This is a genomic window from Micromonospora sp. D93 (genome assembly GCF_018070365.1).
GTDB lineage: Bacteria > Actinomycetota > Actinomycetes > Mycobacteriales > Micromonosporaceae > Micromonospora > Micromonospora ureilytica.
This window is the reverse complement of sequence record NZ_JAGPXW010000045.1, coordinates 1-18,899: the sequence shown is the minus strand read 5'-3', so window position 1 is coordinate 18,899 and position 18,899 is coordinate 1. Positions and strand designations below refer to the sequence as shown.

Annotated in this window: 17 protein-coding genes; 13 read left to right on the top strand and 4 right to left on the bottom strand. The window is 70.8% G+C overall.

What is annotated here, in order from left to right; genetic code table 11:
- Positions 1-4: 4 nt before the first annotated feature.
- The gene (locus KBX71_RS31880) at positions 5-1,567 is read left to right on the top strand and encodes a fused MFS/spermidine synthase (RefSeq protein ID WP_247684459.1); all 1,563 of its coding nucleotides are present in this window, start codon (positions 5-7) and stop codon (positions 1,565-1,567) included.
- Between the two features lie 82 nt (positions 1,568-1,649).
- Positions 1,650-3,302, top strand: coding sequence for a serine/threonine-protein kinase (locus KBX71_RS31875; protein WP_210821434.1), 1,653 nt, complete (start codon positions 1,650-1,652; stop codon positions 3,300-3,302).
- 95 nt (positions 3,303-3,397) lie between these two features.
- Here KBX71_RS31875 and KBX71_RS31870 read toward each other — a convergent pair whose 3' ends face one another.
- Positions 3,398-4,066 (bottom strand): TrkA family potassium uptake protein, encoded by a 669-nt coding sequence (locus KBX71_RS31870; protein ID WP_124823163.1) that lies wholly within the window; start codon positions 4,064-4,066, stop codon positions 3,398-3,400.
- Positions 4,067-4,083: 17 nt separating this feature from the next.
- The gene (locus KBX71_RS31865) at positions 4,084-5,418 is read right to left on the bottom strand and encodes a potassium transporter TrkG (RefSeq protein ID WP_307847435.1); all 1,335 of its coding nucleotides are present in this window, start codon (positions 5,416-5,418) and stop codon (positions 4,084-4,086) included.
- Positions 5,419-5,557: 139 nt separating this feature from the next.
- On the opposite strand from KBX71_RS31865, the gene KBX71_RS31860 reads away from it, so the two are divergent.
- Positions 5,558-6,670 (top strand): glycerophosphodiester phosphodiesterase, encoded by a 1,113-nt coding sequence (locus KBX71_RS31860; protein WP_210821433.1) that lies wholly within the window; start codon positions 5,558-5,560, stop codon positions 6,668-6,670.
- Positions 6,671-7,204: 534 nt separating this feature from the next.
- The gene (locus KBX71_RS31855) at positions 7,205-7,960 is read left to right on the top strand and encodes a DUF5131 family protein (protein WP_210821432.1); all 756 of its coding nucleotides are present in this window, start codon (positions 7,205-7,207) and stop codon (positions 7,958-7,960) included.
- Positions 7,961-7,985: 25 nt separating this feature from the next.
- Here KBX71_RS31855 and tcmP read toward each other — a convergent pair whose 3' ends face one another.
- The gene (tcmP, locus tag KBX71_RS31850; RefSeq protein ID WP_210821431.1) at positions 7,986-9,161 is read right to left on the bottom strand and encodes a three-Cys-motif partner protein TcmP; all 1,176 of its coding nucleotides are present in this window, start codon (positions 9,159-9,161) and stop codon (positions 7,986-7,988) included.
- Between the two features lie 243 nt (positions 9,162-9,404).
- A complete protein-coding gene (locus KBX71_RS31845; protein ID WP_210821430.1) occupies positions 9,405-9,635 on the bottom strand; it encodes a GntR family transcriptional regulator in 231 nt (76 codons plus the stop codon).
- A gap of 288 nt (positions 9,636-9,923) precedes the next feature.
- On the opposite strand from KBX71_RS31845, the gene KBX71_RS31840 reads away from it, so the two are divergent.
- The 9 genes from KBX71_RS31840 to KBX71_RS31800 all read left to right on the top strand — a co-directional run bounded on the left by KBX71_RS31840 (position 9,924) and on the right by KBX71_RS31800 (position 18,899).
- Positions 9,924-10,262 carry a DivIVA domain-containing protein gene (locus KBX71_RS31840; protein ID WP_210821429.1) on the top strand — a complete coding sequence of 113 codons (339 nt, stop codon included), beginning with the start codon at positions 9,924-9,926 and terminating at the stop codon, positions 10,260-10,262.
- Positions 10,259-10,525 (top strand): hypothetical protein, encoded by a 267-nt coding sequence (locus KBX71_RS31835; protein ID WP_210821428.1) that lies wholly within the window; start codon positions 10,259-10,261, stop codon positions 10,523-10,525. Before KBX71_RS31840 ends, KBX71_RS31835 begins: the two co-directional genes overlap by 4 nt.
- A 219-nt stretch (positions 10,526-10,744) precedes the next feature.
- Entirely contained in the window at positions 10,745-11,944 is a 1,200-nt protein-coding gene (locus KBX71_RS31830) for a substrate-binding domain-containing protein (protein ID WP_210821427.1), read from the top strand.
- 3 nt (positions 11,945-11,947) lie between these two features.
- Positions 11,948-12,691 carry an ABC transporter ATP-binding protein gene (locus KBX71_RS31825; RefSeq protein WP_196929416.1) on the top strand — a complete coding sequence of 248 codons (744 nt, stop codon included), beginning with the start codon at positions 11,948-11,950 and terminating at the stop codon, positions 12,689-12,691.
- Positions 12,691-13,416, top strand: coding sequence for an ABC transporter ATP-binding protein (locus KBX71_RS31820; protein ID WP_210821426.1), 726 nt, complete (start codon positions 12,691-12,693; stop codon positions 13,414-13,416). Before KBX71_RS31825 ends, KBX71_RS31820 begins: the two co-directional genes overlap by 1 nt.
- Positions 13,416-14,306, top strand: a complete 891-nt coding sequence (locus KBX71_RS31815; RefSeq protein WP_124815814.1) for a branched-chain amino acid ABC transporter permease — start codon at positions 13,416-13,418, stop codon at positions 14,304-14,306. The genes KBX71_RS31820 and KBX71_RS31815 overlap by 1 nt, the downstream gene beginning before the upstream one ends.
- The gene (locus tag KBX71_RS31810) at positions 14,303-15,406 is read left to right on the top strand and encodes a branched-chain amino acid ABC transporter permease (protein ID WP_210821425.1); all 1,104 of its coding nucleotides are present in this window, start codon (positions 14,303-14,305) and stop codon (positions 15,404-15,406) included. The genes KBX71_RS31815 and KBX71_RS31810 overlap by 4 nt, the downstream gene beginning before the upstream one ends.
- 132 nt (positions 15,407-15,538) lie before the next feature.
- A complete protein-coding gene (locus KBX71_RS31805; protein WP_210821424.1) occupies positions 15,539-17,668 on the top strand; it encodes a RecQ family ATP-dependent DNA helicase in 2,130 nt (709 codons plus the stop codon).
- Between the two features lie 304 nt (positions 17,669-17,972).
- The gene (locus KBX71_RS31800; protein WP_210821423.1) at positions 17,973-18,899 is read left to right on the top strand and encodes a hypothetical protein; all 927 of its coding nucleotides are present in this window, start codon (positions 17,973-17,975) and stop codon (positions 18,897-18,899) included.

Genomic DNA, 18,899 nt, shown 5'->3' with positions numbered 1-18,899 from the left:
GACGATGAGCTCCCCACCGTCCGACGTAGCGGCCCCGCCGGCTTCCCCGGCCCTGCCCGTGCCGGTCACCGGCCGGGCGCTGCCCAATGGCCTGGCCGCCTTCCTGGTCTTCTTCTCCAGCGGTGCCGTGCTGGTGCTGGAGACCGTCGCGCTGCGCCTGGTCGGCCCGTACGTCGGGGTGACCCTCCAGGTGACCAGCTCGGTGATCGGCATCGCGCTGGCCGCGATCGCGTACGGGGCATGGTCCGGTGGTTGGCTGGCCGACCGGCGCAACCCGCGGGGCCTGCTGGCGCCGGCATTGGTGCTGGCCGGCATCGCCACCGCCATCACCCTGCCCGTCGTCAGGTACGCCGGCGAGGTGCTGCGGGGTGGTGCCGCCAGCGGCATCCTGCTGCTGGTCGCGCTGGCGGTGTTCGTGCCAGCCGCGCTGTTGGCCGCTGTCACCCCGTTGGTCGTGAAACTCCAGCTCGCCGACCTGCGCCGCACCGGCCAGGTCGTCGGTCGACTCTCCGGGATCGGCACCCTCGGCGGCATCACCGCGACCCTGCTGACCGGGTTCGTGCTGGTCGCCGCCCTACGCAGCACCGTCATCCTGCTGGCCCTGGCGATCGCGCTCGGGCTGGTCGGCATCGGCCTCGGCTGGTACCTGCGCCGGCAGGAGCCCACCGAGCTGCCCGGTCCGGCCCGGGCCCGGGCCGCGCTGGCCGTGCTCGGCCTGGCCGGGGCGGGACTGACCACCGTGGCACCCAACCCGTGCGACATCGAGACGGCGTACCACTGCGCCCGGGTCACCTCGGACCCCTCCCGACCCAGCGGGCGGACGCTGCTGCTCAACTCCGCCCAGCACTCGTACGTGGACCTCGCCGACCCGAAACACCTGGAGTACGCGTACACGAAGTGGATCGGCGCGGTCGCCGACGTCGCCGCGCCGGCCGGTCAGCGCCTGGACGCGCTGCACCTGGGCGGCGGTGGGTTCACAGTGCCGCGCTACCTGACCGCCACCCGACCGGGCACCGACAACCTGGTGTTCGAGATCGACGGCGGGCTGGTCGAGTTGGGCGAGCAGGAACTGGGCGTACGGCCGGGGCCGGACCTGCGGGCGGTGGTGGGTGACGCTCGGATGCTTGTCGCCGGCGAGCCGACCGACAGCCGTGACCTGGTGGTCGGTGATGCGTTCGGGCACCTGGTGGTGCCCTGGCACCTGGCCACCCGGGAGATGGCCGCCGACGTCCGGCGGGTGACCCGCCCCGGCGGCGTGTACGTGCAGAACGTCATCGACTACCCGCCGCTGCGGTTCATCCGCGCCGAGCTGGCCACTGTGGCCGCTGAGTTCGGGCACGTCGCGTTGATCGCGCCACCGGAGGCGCTCGCCGAGGAGCAGGGCGCCAACTTCCTCATCGTCGGCTCCGATGCTCCGCTGCCACTGGAGGCCGTCCGCGCCCGGCTGGCCGAGGTGGACCCGAGGGTCAGCCTGCTCTCCGGCGCGGCCCTGACGGACTTCGTGGGCGGGGCGATGGTGTTGACCGACGACTACGCCCCGGTGGACCAACTGCTGGCCACCGCCTAGGCACGCCCTGAACGGGTGACAATCCTGACCGATTCCGATACTCCAGGTGTAGGCCGGCTGTTCCTGGGCAACAACGCTCACCATGGGTGGTGGGGACCGAAACGGCGCGCAGTTGCTCGATGAGCGGTACCGGCTGATCGAGCAACTCGGCGCGGGCGGGATGTCGGTGGTCTGGCGTGGGTACGACGAGGTGCTCGGCCGCCAGGTCGCGGTGAAGGTGCTGGCCTCCCGGCTGGCCAGCGACCGGGCCTTCCGGCACCGCATCCGGATCGAGGCGCAGGCCGCCGCGCGGCTGTGCCACCCCAACATCACGAACGTGTACGACTACGGCGAGTCCGAGCAGGTCGGTCTGACCGTGCCGTACGTGGTGATGGAGCTGGTCGACGGCGCTTCGCTGGCCAGCCGGTTGGGCCGGGAGAGCCGACTGCCGTGGCGGGAGGCGGTGACCATCGGCGCCGAGGTCAGCTCGGCGCTGGCCACCGCGCACGCCCGCGGTGTGGTGCACCGCGACGTCACCCCGGGCAACGTCATGCTCACCTCGACCGGGGTCAAGGTGGTCGACTTCGGTATCTCCGCGCTCGTCGGGGAGAGCGAGAAGGGGCCGGACGGCGCGCTGTTGGGCACTCCCGCCTACCTCGCCCCGGAGCGGCTGGACAACGGCCAGGTCTCCCCGGCCACCGACGTGTACGCGGTGGGGCTGCTGCTCTACCGGATGCTCACCGGCCGACTGCCGTGGCTGGCCAGCACGACCACCCAGATGCTGCGCGCCCACATGTACAACGACCCGGAGCCGATGCCCACCGTCCCGGGTCTGCCCGACGGGGTGGCCGAGCTGGTCGGACGCTGCCTGGCCAAGCGGCCCGCGGACCGACCGGCCACCGCCGAGCTGACCCGGACGCTCGCCGAGGCGGCCGGCATGCTCGCGGCGGTGCCGGTCTCCCCGGCCGCCGGACCTCTGGATGAGGCCATGCTCGGCAGTGCGCGCACCACGATCCTGCCCTGGTCGGCGGCGACCGACGCGTTGCCGTTGTCGCGGACCCGCAGCCGGGATCGTCGGACGCGGCAGCGGGTGACCCGGCGTCGGCGGGTGGAGGCCGGCGTGGCCGCCGTCGGGCTGATAGCGGTCACCGGGGCGATGTGGGGGTTCACCTCACGCAGCCCGGCCAGCGGCGGGGACCGGCCGACGACCGAGGCTCGGATGGGCCTGCCGGCGGCGGCGCCCTGCGAGGTGGCGTACGCGCTGCGCACCGACTCCGGCACCGAGTTCGCCGCCGAGTTGACCCTGACCAACACCGGTGGCCGTGAGCTGCGGGACTGGACGATGAGCTTCACCTTCCCCGGCCAGCAGAAGGTGACGAAGTCGGAGCCCGCGCCGGTGCACCAGCAGGGGAGCACGGTGCTGATCCGGCCGGCGGCCCAGCGCACCACGCTGGCCCCCGGTGGGGCCGAGAAGGTGACCCTCACGGGTAAGTACACCGGGGCGAACCCGTTGCCTGTCGAGTTCCGGCTCGGCGAGGCGACCTGCGGGGTTCGGGTGTCCGGGGTTGCCGGCAGTGCGCCGTCCACGGCCCCGCCGGGCAAGGCCGCCACGACGAAGGCACCGCCCAAGGCCGCGAAGGTGCCGAGCGGCTCCGGTTCGGGTGGCGGCGCGGCGAAGGCCAAGCCGCCGAAGCCTCCCAAGGCTCCCGCGAAGCCGAAGGCCGGGGGCGGTGGTCCGGGAAAAGCGGGAAGGTGACCAAGGGGCCGGGTGGTCACCGGAAGAAGTGAGTAGGCTGTCTCGTTGCAATGAGACGCGCTGAACGCTCCGCTGTTCGGCTGGCGGGTCGTGGGTCAGCGCATCCCCGCGAACCGCTGCACCTGGTCGATCCCACCCTCGACGATGAGCACCCCGCCCTGGGGGAGCGCCGTGTCGTCGGAGGTGTACCGGAAGCGTTCGCCCGGCAGCTTGGCGCCGACCACGCGTACCCCGTAACGCTCCTCCGGTCTCAGGTCGAGCAGCGTGCGCCCGACCAGGGACTCCGGCACCCGGACGGTGGCGATGGCGAAGTCATCGTCGAACTCGATGAAGTCGAGCAACCGGCTCACGATCAGGTGCGCGACCCGGTCCCCGGTCTCCGCCTCCGGGAAGATCACGTGGTGCGCGCCCACCGACGCCAGGATCTTGGCGTGCTTCTGCGAGGTGGCCCGAGCCCAGATCTGGGGCACACCCAGCTCGACAAGCGCCAACACGGTCAGCACACTCGCCTCCACCGAGGCCCCGATGGCGACCACCGCCCGTCCGAAACTGGTGATGCCCAGCTGCCGCAGCGCCCCCTCCTCGGTCGCGTCCGCCTGAACCACCCGGTCCAGCTCGGCCGACCAGCGCTGCACCTTCGTCGGGCTGCGCTCGATGGCCAACACCTCGCGGTTCATCCGGGTCAGCGACCCGGCCAGGTGACAACCGAACCGACCCAACCCGATCACCACGATGCCGCCGCTGTCCGCCCGTCTAGCCGACACCTCGGCCCTCCCTGCTACTAGCCGACAATGGGTTGCTCCTGGGGGTAGCGGTAGAGCCGGCGCCGGGTGTTCAGGGCGATCGCCGACCCCAGGGTGAGCGTCCCGACCCGGCCGATGAACATGAGCACGGTCAGCGCGAGTTGGCCGCCGGCCGGCAGTTCGGCGGCCAGACCAATGGTCAGACCTGTGGTGCTGAACGCCGAGGTGATCTCGAACAGGGCCGCGACGAAGCTGGCGCCCTCGGTGAGCAGCAGCAACAGCATGGTTCCGGCCGCCACCAACGCGACGCTGAGCAGCGCGACGGTGACCGCCTGCCGCTGGCTGGCGGTGGCCACCCGCCGGTGCCCGATCGTCACGTCGGGCTCACCCCGCAACTCGGCCCAGATGGTGAACGCCAGCAGGAAGAACGTGGAGACCTTGATGCCACCCGCCGTGCTGGCGCTGCCGCCGCCGATGAACATCAGCACGATCAGCAGGGGGTAGCTCTCCTCCTGGAGGTCGGCGATGTTCAGGACGCTGTAGCCACCGGTGCGGCTCAGCGCGATCTGAGTGAACGACGCGAGGAGCTTTCCCGGTACGTCGTACTGGCCGATCGTGCCCGCGTTGGTCCACTCGGCGGCGAGCAGCCCGGCGAAGCCGACCAGCAGCAGCGCCGCGCTGCCCCAGATGGTCAACTTCGTCGCCACCGCCCAGTGTGCCGGCTGGCGCCACTCGCGGACCGCCTCGAACAGCGCGGGAAACCCGAGACCGCCGATGATCGCGCCGATCGCCAGGGGCAGCGACACCCACGGGTCACGACTGAAGGCCAGCAGGCCGTCGGTGTAGAGCGCGAAGCCACCGTTGTTGAAGCCCTGCACGGCATGGAAGGCACCCGACCAGAGGGCCCGCCCGAACGGATAGTCGTAGGCCAGCCAGAGCCGACCGGCGATCAGCGCGGTCATCACCGCCTCGCAGGCGAAGACGGTCAGCGCGATCCGGCGGAGCAACCGGCCAACCTCGCCGATGCCGAACTCCGCCGTCTCGGCCTGCACCAGCAACCGGTTGCGGAGCCCGAGCTGACTGGAGACCACCAGGATGACCAACGCCGCGACGGTGAGGATGCCGAGGCCGCCGAGCTGGGTGAGCAGGGTGATCACCAGCAGTCCCCAGCCGGACCAGTAGTTCGGCGTGTCGGTGATCGCCATGCCGGTGACCGACACGGCCGAGGTGGCGGTGAAGAGGGCGGTGACCACGGGTGGCCGTTCGTGTTCGGCGGTCGCCCAGCGCGCCATGAGCAACCCGGTACCGAGCAGGATCGGCACCAGGAACGCGAACGGCACCAGCCGCACGGGATTGCGGAAAAACCGGCGCACCAGACAATCTTCCTTTCCGCCCGCGACCCTGGAGTGGGAACGGGCATTCCGGAGGTTCATCTGCCGGCCAGCCATCGACCAACTCCTGGCAAATCGCGGACGGTCTGCTTATCCGGACCATCGATGACAGGAGACGGCGTTGCGACGTACCCTCTCGACCCTCGGCGTGGCCGGCGCTCTGCTCGCTGCCGCCGTGGCCCTGCCGACCATGGCCACGGCCGAGCCGGCCGCGAACGCCGACAGCACCCGTGCGAACGACCGGCCAATCGTGATCGGTCACCGTGGTGCCAGCGGCTACCGCCCGGAGCACACGCTGGAGGCGTACCGGTTGGCGATCCGGATGGGTGCCGACTACATCGAGCCGGACCTGGTCTCCACCTCCGACGGCGTGCTGGTCGCCCGGCACGAGAACGAGATCTCCGGCACCACCGACGTGTCGACCCGCCCGGAGTTCGCGGCCCGGAAGACGACGAAGACCATCGACGGCGTCGCGGTGACCGGTTGGTTCACCGAGGACTTCACAGTCGCCGAGCTGAAGACACTGCGTGCCAAGGAGCGGCTGCCGCAGGTACGCGTCGCGAACACCGCCTTCGACGGCCGCTTCGAGGTGCCCACCCTCCAGGAGGTCATCGACCTGGCCCGGACCGAGGGGCGGGCACGGGGCCGCACCATCGGCATCTACCCGGAGACCAAGCACCCGAGCTACTTCGCCTCGATCAAACTGCCGTTGGAGGAGCCGCTGCTCCGCGTGCTGCGGCAGAACAAGCTGGACCGGAAGAACTCGCCGGTCTTCATCCAGTCGTTCGAGACGGCCAACCTGCGCCGCCTGAGCCGGCTGACCGAGGTGAAGCTGGTCCAACTGCTCGACGCGACCGGCCGCCCCTACGACTTCACAGCCGCCGGTGACGCACGCACCTACCTGGATCTGGCCACGCCGGCCGGGCTGAAGTGGATCGCCGGGTACGCCGACGGCATCGGCGCGAACAAGAACCTGATCGTCCCCCGGAACGCCGCCGGCGCCCTGCTCGCCCCCACCAACGTGGTACGCGACGCGCACCGGGAGCACCTGCTCGTGCACTCCTGGACGTTCCGCGCCGAGAACCAGTTCCTCCCGGTGGACTTCCGGATCGGCACCGACCCGAACGCGCGCGGCGACATCACCGCCGAGTACGAGCTCTTCCTTGGCCTGGGCCTCGACGGTGTCTTCAGCGACCACCCGGACACTGCCGTCGCCGCCCGCGCCGGCCTCTGACCCAGACCCCGGCCCGGAGCTGATCCGCTTCGAGCCGACCGCCGGGCCGACACGCGCCCGGCCCACACGCTGGCCCGTCGTCCGCCACCCGGACGACGGGCCAGCGTCACGTCCGACCTCGCTCTCCCGGGCATCCGCCGTTACCTAAACAGACGCTTTGGAGCTGATGCCGTAAACGAATCTGGCACCCACGCCCGCCCCTACCTGCGTCCACCCTCCATCGAAACCGGACGCTCGGTCCTGCGTCGGGGCGGTCTTGAGGCAGCAACTTCGGGGAAGTTGCTGCCTCGATGCGAGTTGAGGCAGCAATATCAGGGTTGTTGTGACGATCTTCGACCGCCCCGACGCGCCGACTCGCACAATTTCCGCAGAGTTCCGGACCGGCCTGTCAGGGAGTGTTGGTGGCATGTGCCTATGCCGACGCAGGGCCAGCGGCAGCGTAGACAGCGAAGATGGCGGGCCGACACGCCCCGCAACCCTTCCCATGCGTACGGTTGTTCGACAGTATTGGCCCGTCGAGTGGAAGGAGGGCGCATGGCGGACAAAAGCGCCATCGAGTGGACGGAAGCAACCTGGAACCCCACCACCGGTTGTGACCGCATCTCGTCGGGCTGCGACAACTGCTATGCGATGACTCTGGCCAAGCGGCTCAAGGCGATGGGCTCGATCAAGTACCAGACGGACGGAGACCCGCGCACCTCCGGCCCGGGTTTCGGCGTCGCCCTGCACCCTGATGCCCTCGATATTCCTCGTCGCTGGCGTGACCCACGGACCGTCTTCGTCAACTCCATGTCGGATCTGTTCCACGCTCGGGTTCCTCTCACCTATGTGCAACAGGTGTTCGCCGTCATGCGCGAGACCCCGAGGCACACCTTCCAGGTGCTCACCAAGCGCGCCTCAAGGCTGGCGAAGGTCGCCCATCAGATCGACTGGCCAGCGAACGTCTGGATGGGCGTGAGCGTCGAAGACCGCACTCAGCGGGAGCGGGTCGACCAGCTCCGCGAGGTGCCAGCTGCGGTACGGTTCATATCGGCTGAGCCGCTGCTGGGGCCACTGGTCGACTTGGATCTCGACGGCATCGACTGGCTGATCGCGGGGGGCGAGTCGGGGCAGGGCTGCCGCCCGATGGATCCGGCGTGGGCGCGCGACCTCCGGGATCAGTGCGCGGCTGCGGGCACCGCGTTCTTCTTCAAACAGTGGGGCGGGCGTACGCCGAAGGTTGGCGGCCGGCACCTCGACGGTCGGACCTGGGACGAGATGCCGGCCCCGCGCCTACTCGTGCAGGCATAAGGGCTGCCGCGAGTGCGGCGCCGGCTCAAGGTCGCCAGAGGACTTCCTTCCAGAAGTCACCCGTGCCGGGGCTGCTGATCCGGCCCTGCCGATGCAGCGACTTGACGGCCTGTCGTACATGTGGTGCCCAGGCATGCCCGAGCACGTCACCGTAGATCTCCGGCACGAGATCGACGATCTTGATCGTAGAGTTTTGTTCGAGCAGCTTGATGATGTTCCGCTCGATCGCACCTGACCACCGAGGGGCATTCTCGGCCTTGTACTGCTCGGCGTCGAAGACGGGACCGTCGCCGAACAACGTCTCCGTCACGTGGTCGCCCCGGCGGATCTGTTCCCGGACCCACGCCTCCTCCCATTCGACGCCAGCTTTCCCCAAGGTGTCGGCGAAATGCCAGGCACCTTCGCCATGGGTGGTGAACAGGGCAAGGACGTACTTCGGCGCGAGACCGGGGCGTGGCCGCACCGGCATCTGCACCGCCTGGTAGTCGGACCCCTGGGTGAGATCTCGGGCGTACCTGTCCGCAACCCGGAGCGCGACGTCCGTGGCGCGCTGGTCATCGCCCGCATCCGACACCTCGGCGAAATAACTGCGCCACCAGCCGCCACCCAGGAACCGGTCCAATCGCGCGGCGGTCCTCCGGTCGCTCTCCGACAGCCCACCCGATCGATTCTCGGCGACGTGAACGGCACGTCCCATCCGAGCCACGGTGGAGACGCTGAAATGCAGCAGCACTTCGGTCGGCGGCCAGCTCGGGCGCCCGAGCAGCCGCGTCCGGATCAGATCGAAGTCGAGCGCGGGACCGAAGGGATCGAGAAAGGCGAAGAGCGAGGCACCCTTGGCTCGGGCCAGCACCTCGGGCAGGTGCTGGTCGAGGGTGCCCTGGCGAAGTTCACGCCGAACTGCCCCACCCTTGTCGTGGAGCACCTGCTCCAGGTTCGCGTAGCTGTCCGGATCCTGCTCGACGAAGAACGCGAGCACGTCGCGGAAGCCTTGGACGAACTCGGCGCACCGGGACAACAGCAGTGGAGATCCGGGCTCGCCGCCGTCGTACTCGCCTCTGCCGGCGTAGCCGTCGAGGAAGACGATCGGGTTCCCCTGCCCCGTCTTGGAGGCGAACACCACGGGATAGCGCTTGAGGATGCCGTGCTTCAGCACGGCCGCAGCCTTCTTCGACCGGAAAAATTCGTCGTTGCTGGACAACGGTCCTCCCCGCGTCGCTCACTTCTGGTCATGAGAAGGTAGCGCTGCGTTGCAGGGCTCGCTGGCCGCAATAGGTCTGCTCGGAGGGGATTCGTCTGGTGGCAAGGCTTAATGAGCAGCACCGATGGCCGTCTGGCGGTTGATCGTCGCGCGGCCCGCAGTCCATGATCTGACACCGGCTCAGCCCTGAGGCGGAATTTCGGCGCGGGAACCCTCGTCGTCGGTCGGCGGGGTGGTGGAGCGTTATCGGGCAGGTCGTTCGGCCACGTAGGTGCCCCGGCCCGGCTGGCCGGTGATCAGCTCACGGTCGTGCAGCAACGACAGCGCGCGCGAGGCGGTGTTCATGTGGACCTCGTAGGCCTCGGCGAGTTCCCGGGTCGACGGAAGCTTGTCGCCCGGCTGCAGTTCGCCGCTCCTGATCTTGGCGGCGAGGTCGTTTGCGATTCGCCGGTACGGGGGTTCGGCTGTAGGCATGGGGAGACTCCGGTTGGTTCGGCGCCTCTGATCATGCCGGGCCTACACCAGTAACTGCAACAAGCTGTCGTGTCGCGATGACCAGGGGTCAACCTACACAAGTATTTGGGGTAGGTTTGCTGGTGTCCGGCTCCGGTTGGTTCGGCAAACCCCGGTTGGCGGACACCACAGTGGGCCGCGGGGCCGTACCGCCGATGAGGGCTGCGGTTGCGGGGCCGGCGGCCCGGCCTGCGTCCCCCTGTCTGCGGGCCGGGCCGCCTTCCAGTCCCACGCGACCGAGAGGTGGCCATGCGCACCGTCCTTGACAGGCTCCGCCGCGCCCTACGCCGTCGTCCCCGGCCCGAGCAGCGCGCCCTCCTCGCTGCCGAAGAGTCCCACCCGCCGCACTCCGGCTCGTGCCGGACGGAGTCCTGTCGCCTCCTGACTATCAGGCAAATCCGCGAACGCCAGTTCCGGCAGGTGCGCCGAGGGCTCGACCCGGTCGAGGTGCACGACTTCCTACACCGGCTCGCCGGTGACCTGGCCCGAGCGCGGCGCGACCTGGTGCTGACCAACGAGGAGAACATCCGGATCAAGCGGGCGCTGCGCCGCTGGCAGGTTCGGTTCGCCCCGGGCGCGCGGCGGTGAGCGGGGAGCGTTTCGTCGTACACCTGCCGGTGGTTGCCACCGACCTGCCCGGCGCGATGCGGCTGGCCCGGGCGGTCACCCGGGCACTGGGCTTCCTGCCCGACATGGACGGCGGCGGCGTCACTGTCTCGGCGGAGGACGCGCAGGGCGTACGCCACTGGGTATTCTGCGACCGGTTGCTCGGCGGTGGCCGGCGCTGCCCGCGGCCCGCCGGCCACGACGGTGACTGTCCACCGACCCCCTCGCGGCGCGGCGGCGGGTGACCGTCGGTGGCGGGTGCCGACACAGCGGCCGCCGGCGCGGTAGGGACGGTGCCCATCCGCTACCCGGGCTTCAGGCCGGAGCTACCCGGGTTTGTAACCTCCGGCCACCTCAATCCTGTTACTTGTGTGTTTCCGCCACATAGCTCGTGGGTGACGTCACTTCTAGCGTGAGCCGTCACGAAGAAGTTCTCTCCCTCCGAGTCCTCATGTGGAGTCGCAATGACGGTCCGGACGACGCGGCGGGTGTTCCTCTCCGCCGCCACGATGATGGCCGCGGCGCTGGCCGCCACGGCCTGTGGTAGCCCGCAGGACACCGCCACCGGCGGCGGCGACAGCGCCGCGCCGGTCAAGGTCGGCCTGGTGTACTCCCAGTCGGGAGCCCTGGCCAGCTACGGAAAGCAGTACATCGAGGGGTTCAAGGCGGGGTTGGACTTCGCCACCAAGGGCACCGGCAAGGTCGGTGACCGGAAGATCGAGGTGACCGAGGTCGACGACGCGGGCGACCCGGCCAAGGCGGTCTCCGCGGCGAAGGACCTGATCGGTAAGGGCACGAAGATCATCGCCGGCTCCACCGCCTCCGGCGTGGCGCTCCAGGTCGCGCCGATCGCGGCGCAGAACAAGGTCCTGTTCATCTCCGGCCCGGCCGCCACTGACGCGGTGACCGGCGCGAACAAGTACACGTTCCGCTCCGGTCGGCAGTCGTACCAGGACGTGGTGACCGCCAAGTCGTTCATCGGTGACCCGTCCGGCAAGAAGGTGGTGGTCTTCGCCCAGGACGGCGCGTTCGGCGACGCCAACGAGGCGGCCGTCAAGGCCGTCATCGGCACCGCGGGCGCGACAGTGAGCAGTGTCCGGGCCCCGGCCAGTGCCACCGAGTTCACCCCGTTCGCCAGCCAGATCAAGGCCGCCAAGCCGGATCTGCTCTTCGTGGCGTGGGCGGGCACGACCGCCCCGGCCATGTGGCAGACCCTCGACCAGCAGGGCGTGCTCTCGTCCACCACCGTCGTCACCGGCCTGGACATCCGCGCCTCGTGGCCGACCTTCGGCGCCGCCGGCGCGAAGATCTCCTTCCTGTCGCACTACTTCGACGGTGCCAGCGACACCGAGGCCAGTAAGGCACTGAAGGCCACTGTCAACACCATCGACCTGTTCCACCCGGACGGTTTCGCCGCCGCGCAGATGGTGGTTCGCGCCGCGCAGGACGGTGGGGACGACGTCGACAAGATGGTCACCGCACTGGAGGGCTGGAGCTTCGACGGGGTCAAGGGCAAGATGACCATCCGGGCCGCCGACCACGCGCTGCTCCAGCCGATGTTCCAGGCCAAGCTGACCGGCAGCGGCACCACCTTCACGGCGACCGCGCAGAAGAGCCTCACCGGTGACGAGACCGCGCCGCCGGCCGTGGCCATGAAGGGCTGACCCATGCTCGCCACCCGCGGTCTGACCTGGCGGATCGGTGAGGTCGCCATCGTCGACAGCGTCTACCTCGATCTGGCGCCCGGGGAGTTCCTGGGCGTCATCGGGCCGAACGGCGCCGGCAAGACCTCACTGTTCAACCTGATCACCGGCCTGCGCCGGGCCACCGAGGGCCGGATCGTCCTGGACGGGCAGGACATCGGGGCGCTCCCGCCGCACCGGCGGGCCCGCCTCGGTCTGGGCCGTACCTTCCAGGCGTCCTCGGTCTTCGGCTCGCTCAGCGTGCGGGAGAACGTCCGGCTCGCCGTGCAGGCGCACCGCGGGGGCTCGATGGCGCTGTGGCGGCGGGCGGCGGCCGACCGGGAGGTCGCCGCCGCCGCCGACGCGGCGCTCGACCGGGTCGGCCTCGCCCACCGGGGTACGGCCCTCGCGGGCACCCTGGCCCACGGCGAGAAGCGCAAGCTGGAGATCGCCCTGCTGCTCGCCGGTGAACCGCGGGTGATGCTGCTGGACGAGCCGATGGCCGGGGTCAGCGCCGAGGACGTACCGGAACTGGTCGCCGTCATCAAGTCGTTGACCGGCGACAGCGGCCGGGCGGTGCTGATGGTCGAACACCACATGGACGTCATCCTGGAGTTGGCCGACCGCATCGCCGTCATGCACCACGGCGCGCTGCTGGCCTGCGACACCCCGGAGACGGTGATGGCCAACCCCACAGTGCAAGAGGCCTACCTGGGGGAGCAGCTCTGATGGAACCCGTCCTCAGTGTGGAGGAGCTGTCGGTCCGGATCTCCGGGCTGCACATCCTCCAGGGGGTGTCCTTCACTGTCGCCCCGACCGGCGTGACAGTCCTGCTCGGTCGCAACGGCGTCGGCAAGACCACCACGCTGCGCGCCATCGTCGGCCTCACCCCGCCCGCCGGGGAGGTCCGCGGCACCATCCGGATGGGCGCGCAGAGCCTGCTGGCCCGGCCGACGCACCGGCTGGTCCGGGGTGGGCTCGGCTACGTGCCCGAGGACCGCTGCGTGTTCGCCGGGCTCACCGTCGCGGAGAACCTGCGGCTCGCCGAGCGGCGCGGCACCAGCCCGGCGTACGACAAGGTCTTCGCGCTCTTTCCGGAGCTGGACCGGCGCGGACGGCAACGGGCCGGTTCGCTGTCCGGCGGGCAGCAGCAGATGCTCGCCATCGGGCGGGTGCTGCTCAACGACAACCGGCTGCTGCTGGTCGACGAGCCGACCAAGGGGTTGGCGCCGAAGGTGGTGACCGAGGTGGCCGAGGTGTTGGAACGGGTCGCGGAGTCGGTGCCGGTGCTGCTGGTCGAGCAGAACCTGGCCGTCGTACGCCGGCTGGCCCGCGACGCGGTCGTGTTGGCCGCCGGCAAGGTGGCCTGGACCGGCGACGCCCACGAGCTGCTGTTGGAGACCGCGTTGACGAAGTCGCTGCTCGGGGTCGGCTCCGCGGAGGTGAAGCACTGATGGGGACCGTGATCCTGTTGGCGCTGACCGGGCTGGGCCTGGCGGCGCTGTACTTCCTGGTCGCCTCCGGCCTGTCCCTGGTCTTCGGCCTGGCCGACGTGCTCAACTTCGCGCACGGGCTGTTCCTCGGCGTCGGCGCGTACGGCACCTGGTGGGCGGCGGGCAACCTGCCGGGCGCCGGCCCGGACGGGTTCGGCTTCGTGTTCGCTGTCGCTTTCGGGGTGGCCGCCGGCACGCTTGTCGCGATCCTGGTCGAGCTGGTGCTGATCCGCCCGCTGTACTCCCGCACCATCGAGCAGGTGTTGGTCACCGTCGGGCTGTCGCTGGCCGGGGTGGCGTTGCTCCAGGCCACCTGGGGTGCGGACGCCCGGCCGTTTCCGCGCCCGGACTGGACCCGGCAGGTGACCGGGATCCTCGGCGCGCAGGTGCCCAACGGTGGCCTGCTGCTGATCATCGCGGCGGTGCTGGTGCTCGGTGCGATCCTGGCGTTCCTGCGCTGGACCCGGTACGGCCTGGTGATCCGGGCCGGGGTGGAGAACCGGGAGATGGTCACCGCGTTGGGCATCGACGTCCGCAAGGCGTTCACCCTCGTCTTCGCGATCGGTGGGGCGGCCGCCGCGCTCGCTGGCGCGCTCGGCGGCGTCTACTTCGGCACCGTCTCGCCCGGGCAGGGCGGCTCACTGCTGATCTTCGCGTTCATCGTTGTGGTGATCGGCGGGATGGGCTCGGTGGTCGGCTCCGCGTACGCGGCGGTCGTGGTCGGGCTGGTGCAGCAGTTCGTCAACTACTACGGCACGTCCGGGCTCGGCGACATCTGCGTGGTCGGGCTGCTGGCCGTGGTGCTGCTGCTGCGCCCGCAGGGTATCGCCGGAAAGGTGGCAACAGCATGACGGTGATCGACGCGCCTCCCGCGCAGGTGCCCGACGAGTTGACCCCGCAGCGGGGGCGGTGGCACCGGGTGCGCCCGTTCCTGCCGCTCGTCGCGCTGGCCGTGCTGGCGATCCTGCCGTACTCGACGATCTCCCTGCCGGGGATCTTCGAGGGGCCGGTCAACTCGCCCGGCACCCTGCAACTGCTCGCCATCTGCCTGATCTTCGGCGGGCTCGCGGCCGGGTACGACCTGCTCTTCGGCCGGACCGGGATGCTCTCCTTCGGGCACGCGCTGTACTTCGCCGCCGGTGTCTACGGCACCGACATTCTCATCACCCGGGCCGGTCTGCCGCTGTGGCAGGCGGCGCTGCTGACCATCACCGGCGGCACCATCCTCGCGGCGTTGCTCGGCGCGGTGGCGCTGCGGATCGTGGGCATCGCGTTTGCCATGGTCACGTTGGCGTTCGCCCAGGTGGGCGCGATCCTGGTGGCCCGGGACTTCGGCGGGCTCACCGGTGGCGAGGAGGGCCTGCCGTTGGACGTGTCCGGGCTGCCCGCCGGGCTGGTCGGGGTGACCAACACGGTCAACCTGTACTGGTTGGCACTGGCGTACCTGACCCTTGTGGTGTTCGTGGTGCACCGGGTGAGCGGGTCTCCGACCGGGCGGGTGCTGGCCGGGCTGCGCGACGACGAGCGGCGGATCGGCGTGCTCGGGCTGGACCCGTACCGCTACAAGCTGGTGGCGTTCACCCTGGCCGGCGGGTTGGCGTCGGCGGGCGGGGTGGTCTACGTCCTGATCGTCGGCGGCGCGTCGCCGCACATCACGTCCTCCGAGCTGACCCTGTCGCTGCTGGTCATGGTGGTGCTCGGCGGGCCGGGCACCCGCTGGGGTCCGGTGCTCGGTGGTGTCCTCTACATGTACCTGGACCACCGGCTCACCGCCTTCGGCACGAGCGACGCGGTGGACAACCTGCCGGCCATCCTGAGCCGTCCGCTGAGCCAGCCACTGTTCGTCCTGGGCACGGTCTTCATCCTGGCCGTCTACTTCTTCCCAGGAGGCCTAACCAGCCTGGCCCCCCGCCTGTCCCACCTAACCCGCTCCCTACGCCCCCGCCGCTGACCTCCCCCGCCCCGCCTTCACCCCGTCGATCATGAAGTTATTGCCACGACACGCCGCACCGGATGTCGCCAACTTCATGATCGACGGGGTTCTGTGCAGGGGGATGACGGACGGCGCTGGTAGACATGTCGGGTGGATGACGATCGAGCTGGGGTACGGGAGCGGGCCGAGGCGGTGCTGCGCCGGCTGGCCGGTGACCATGCCCGGCTGCGCGAGGATCAGTGGCGCGCCATCGAGGCGCTGGTCGTCGACCGGCGGCGGGTGCTCTGCGTCCAGCGGACCGGTTGGGGCAAGTCGGCTGTCTACTTCGTGGCCACCGCCCTGCTCCGGGACCGTGAGCAGGGCCACCAGGCCGGGCCGACAGTCATCGTCTCGCCGCTGCTGGCGTTGATGCGCAACCAGGTCGAGGCGGCCGCGCGGGCCGGCATCCGAGCCCGCACGATCAACTCGGCGAACCTCGACGAGTGGGACGAGATCACCGCCGAGATCCAGGCCGGCGCGGTGGACGTGCTGCTGATCAGCCCGGAACGGCTCAACAACCCGGACTTCCGCGACGGCGTCCTACCGAAGTTGGCCGCCACCACCGGCCTGCTGGTGGTCGACGAGGCGCACTGCGTCTCCGACTGGGGGCACGACTTCCGGCCCGACTACCGGCGGCTGCGGACGTTCCTCGCCGAGCTGCCCGAGCGCACCCCCGTGCTGGCGACGACCGCCACCGCCAACGCCCGGGTCACCCAGGACGTGGCCGAGCAGTTGGGCGACGCCCTCATCCTGCGCGGCACCCTGGACCGCGAGTCGCTGCGCCTCGGGGTGCTCGACCTGCCCAGCCCGGCGCACCGGCTGGCCTGGCTCGCCGACCACCTGGACCAGCTGCCCGGCTCGGGCATCGTCTACACGCTGACCGTGGCGGCAGCGGGGGAGACGGCCGAGTTCCTGCGCTCCCGGGGCTACCCGGTCGCCTCGTACAGCGGGCAGTCCGACGACGCCGACCGGCGCGCCGCCGAACAGGACCTGCTCGACAACAAGATCAAGGCGTTGGTCGCCACCAGCGCCCTCGGCATGGGCTTCGACAAGCCCGACCTGGGCTTCGTCGTCCACCTCGGCGCGCCGCCCTCGCCGATCGCGTACTACCAGCAGGTCGGCCGCGCCGGCCGCGCCGTCGAGCACGCCGAGGTGCTGCTGCTGCCCGGCGTCGAGGACGCCGCGATCTGGCGCTACTTCGCCTCGCTGGCGTTCCCACCGGAGCAGCAGGTCCAGGCCGTGCTGGCCGCCCTGCACACCGACCGTCCGCTCTCCACCCAGGCCCTCGAACCCCTCGTCGACCTGCGGCGGGCCCGGTTGGAGCTGATGCTCAAGGTGCTCGACGTGGACGGCGCGGTCCGCCGGGTGCGCGGTGGTTGGCTCGCCACCGGCGAGCCGTGGATCTACGACGAGGCCCGGTTGCGCCGCGTCGCCGAGGCGCGCACCGTCGAGCAACAGGCCATGCGGGAGTACGCGACCACGTCCGACTGCCGGATGCGGTATCTACGGGAACGCCTGGACGACACCGGGGCGACCGACTGCGGCCGGTGCGACACGTGCGCCGAGCCACTCTTCGCCGCCGACGTGTCGACGGCCGCGCACGCCGCCGCGCAGACCTTCCTGGGCCGACCCGGCGTGGAGATCGCGCCGAAGAAGCTCTGGCCGACCGGGCTCGACGCGGTCGGCGTACCCCTCAAGGGCCGGATCGCCCCCGCGGACCAGGCGCTGCCGGGCCGGGCCGTCGGGCGCCTCTCCGACCTGGGTTGGGGTGGCCGGCTGCGTGCTCTCGTCGGCCCGGACGCGCCGGACGCGCCGCTGCCCGACGACGTCGCCGGCGCGGTCGTGGAGGTGCTGAAGGCGTGGGCGCACGGCGACGACCCGTGGCCCCGCCGACCGGTGGCGGTTGTCGCTGTCGGTTCCCGGCGGCGGCCCCGGCTGCTCGGCTCGCTCGCCGAGCGGATCGCCACCGTGGGCCGGCTGCCGCTGCTCGGCGAGGTCGCCGCTGCCGGCCCCGGCGGCCCAGCCGGGCCGCGCGGCAACAGCGCCCAACGGGTACGCGCGCTGCACGACGCCTTCACCGTGCCGACCGACCTGGCCGACGCGTTGGCCGGGCTGGACGGGCCGGTGTTGCTCGTCGACGACCTCATCGACTCGGGCTGGACGATGACGTTGGTGACCCGGGCGCTGCGCCGGGCCGGGGCGACCGGTGTGCTCCCGCTCGCCCTCGCCGTGGCCGGCTGACGCGCTGCGTTCGCGCCGGTCCTTGGCGCTGCTCGGGTCCGCGGCCGTCGTCCCTGCTCGGTCGGGGTGTTGCTTGGTCCGCGTCGGTGTCCGTGCCTGGGTCGGGGTGTTGCCCGGCACTGCGGCGGTCGGGTGGGAAGTTCCCGGGCGGCGTCTAGTGCGACCGTCGCCACGCTGTCCGGGCGTCGGCCTGACGCGGCCGGAAGCGGCGGTACCGTGGGCGGCATGACCGACCAGCAGCCCGTCCGCCGCGCACACGCAGGCACGGACCTGACCGCCGCTGGCCAGGTGTTGGGCGTCGGCCGTGCCTGATGACGTCTCCGCCGGGCCGGACCGCAGCACTCTCCGGCTGGCGCTGGTGGTCGGTGGGCTGGTGCTGGCGGTGCTGCTCGGCTTCGGTCTCGGCCGGATGAACGTCAACGGTGCCGCCACCGGCAGCCCGTCGCTGGCCGCCGAGCACACCGATCCGCCCGGCGTCGCCCCGCACAACCACGGCTCCGCCACGGGCGTCGATCAGGGCGCGGCCACCGAGCCGGGCGGTCTGGCGGTCAGCTCGGCCGGGTTGACCCTGGTCCCCCTGGCCACCGAGTTCGCGGCGGGTCGCCCCGGTCAGCTCCGCTTCCAGGTGCGCGACGCGCAGCGCCGGCCGGTCACCCGGTTCGCCATCGTGCACGACAAGCCGATGCACCTCATCGTCGTCCGACGGGACCTCACCGGTTACCAGCACCTGCACCCGACCATGGCGGCGGACGGCACCTGGTCGGTGCCGTTGACCCTCGCGCAACCCGGCCTCTGGCGGGCGTACGCCGACTTCACAGTCGTCGCCGACAGCGGCGCGCAGACCGCGGTGACCCTCGGCACGGACCTGGTGGCGCCCGGCGACTACCGGCCCCGTCCACTGCCGGGGCCGGCCACCTCGACGACCGTGGACGGCTTCACCGTCGGCTACCAGGGCACACCGCAGACCGGGGCGACAGTGCCGCTGACCTTCCGGGTCGACGGCGCTGGCGGCGCTGCCCCGCTGGAGCGGTACCTGGGGGCGTACGGGCATCTGGTGGCGTTGCGCGAGGGTGACCTCGGCTATTTGCACGTGCACCCGGAGACTGAGCTGGTGGACGGTCAGATCAAGTTCTGGTTGACCACCCCCGGCCCAGGCCGCTACCGCCTCTACCTCGACTTCCAGGTGAACGCCGAAGTCCGAACCGCCGAGTTCACCCTGACCGTCCCCTAG

What these genes read in the sequence shown, in the direction of transcription:
- KBX71_RS31855 (WP_210821432.1), top strand. Translation starts at nt 7,205, where the DNA reads ATGGCGGACAAAAGCGCCATCGAGTGGACGGAAGCAACCTGGAACCCC.
- KBX71_RS31875 (WP_210821434.1), top strand. Translation starts at nt 1,650, where the DNA reads ATGGGTGGTGGGGACCGAAACGGCGCGCAGTTGCTCGATGAGCGGTAC.
- KBX71_RS31845 (WP_210821430.1), bottom strand. Translation starts at nt 9,635, where the DNA reads ATGCCTACAGCCGAACCCCCGTACCGGCGAATCGCAAACGACCTCGCC.
- KBX71_RS31825 (WP_196929416.1), top strand. Translation starts at nt 11,948, where the DNA reads ATGCTCGCCACCCGCGGTCTGACCTGGCGGATCGGTGAGGTCGCCATC.
- KBX71_RS31815 (WP_124815814.1), top strand. Translation starts at nt 13,416, where the DNA reads ATGGGGACCGTGATCCTGTTGGCGCTGACCGGGCTGGGCCTGGCGGCG.
- KBX71_RS31840 (WP_210821429.1), top strand. Translation starts at nt 9,924, where the DNA reads ATGCGCACCGTCCTTGACAGGCTCCGCCGCGCCCTACGCCGTCGTCCC.
- KBX71_RS31810 (WP_210821425.1), top strand. Translation starts at nt 14,303, where the DNA reads ATGACGGTGATCGACGCGCCTCCCGCGCAGGTGCCCGACGAGTTGACC.
- KBX71_RS31880 (WP_247684459.1), top strand. Translation starts at nt 5, where the DNA reads ATGAGCTCCCCACCGTCCGACGTAGCGGCCCCGCCGGCTTCCCCGGCC.
- KBX71_RS31820 (WP_210821426.1), top strand. Translation starts at nt 12,691, where the DNA reads ATGGAACCCGTCCTCAGTGTGGAGGAGCTGTCGGTCCGGATCTCCGGG.
- KBX71_RS31830 (WP_210821427.1), top strand. Translation starts at nt 10,745, where the DNA reads ATGACGGTCCGGACGACGCGGCGGGTGTTCCTCTCCGCCGCCACGATG.